At 61.6% G+C, this 1,047-nt stretch carries 1 protein-coding gene; it reads right to left on the reverse strand.

Annotated features, from left to right (window positions below):
* Nucleotides 1-13: 13 nt before the first annotated feature.
* Nucleotides 14-982, reverse strand: coding sequence for an IS1595 family transposase (locus AB4061_RS40540; protein ID WP_441641654.1), 969 nt, complete (start codon nt 980-982; stop codon nt 14-16).
* Nucleotides 983-1,047 lie beyond the last annotated feature (65 nt).

The following is a 1,047-nucleotide window of genomic DNA, read 5'->3' on the forward strand; positions in this document are numbered from 1 at the left end:
GGCGCTGTTCAGATTAAACGTTGATGACCTGCTTGCCGAGAGCTGACGCGATGACATCGTCGGCGGAAACGCCTTCCTTGTTCCAGCTCATCAGCCGTTGCCAAGCCAGGTAGTTCGGCAAGTACTTGGTGGCCACGCCCCTGAGTTGGCGCTGTATCCACGACTTGAGCCGCTCGTGATAATTGTTGGCGGACTGGACGTGATAGACCTTGTCGAGCACAGGGCCGTGATAGCTGGCGACGAACGACTTGGTCTGCACGCCGAGGGTGCGCTGCAGATGAAGAAAGGCGGAGTGTCCGTCCGTGCAGAGGATGGTCTCGCCCGGCGTTACGGCATCCTTGAGCGCGTCAGTCACCTCGGCGCCGGTCAGCCGGCCGAGCACCTTGTCGGCCGTCTGGGCCTGCCCGCGAGCGCGGCCTACAAGGACGGGAACCCAGTCCTTGCTTTTCCGGCCACGTCCTTCCGCCTTGCCGCCTCGTTTCCGCGAGGGTCTGGTGAGCTTCCTGGACCCTTTCTGTGACTCTCGGAAGTAGGTCTCGTCGACTTCGAGGATGCCGCTGATACCCTTCGGTTGATGCGCGACAACCTCACTCAGGAAGCGATGGCGCCACCGAAAGGCTCTGTCCAACGTTAGGCCAACCGCGTCCGCTGCTTCCCGCACCGTGAGGCCATTTTTCATGCATTGCGCGTACGCGTCGAACCGTTCCTTGTCGCGCAGCCGCGAGAGCGGCGTCCCGGATGCAGCGTTGAACGTCTTACCGCAATCGCGGCACAGGAAGCGCTGCAGACCGTTCTGGACGCCGTTCCGGACCACCTTCTCACTGCCGCATCGGCGGCATACACATGGACGCGCAGCCTCGATGGCCTGATAGCTGGCGCGCTCCGTATGCTCCGTAGTAAGCGCGCTTCGTACCTGCTCCAACTGGCCGGCGGTGAGCTTGGTCACCGACTCCAGGAATCTCTTGAACTGGCGGGCGTTCATCGACTGCTCTCGTCATATCAACGACCAAAGTCTAGCAGCTATCCACGCTTAACCTGAACAGCGCC

Origin of the sequence: Cupriavidus sp. YAF13, from assembly GCF_052113425.1 — a bacterium.
GTDB lineage: Bacteria > Pseudomonadota > Gammaproteobacteria > Burkholderiales > Burkholderiaceae > Cupriavidus.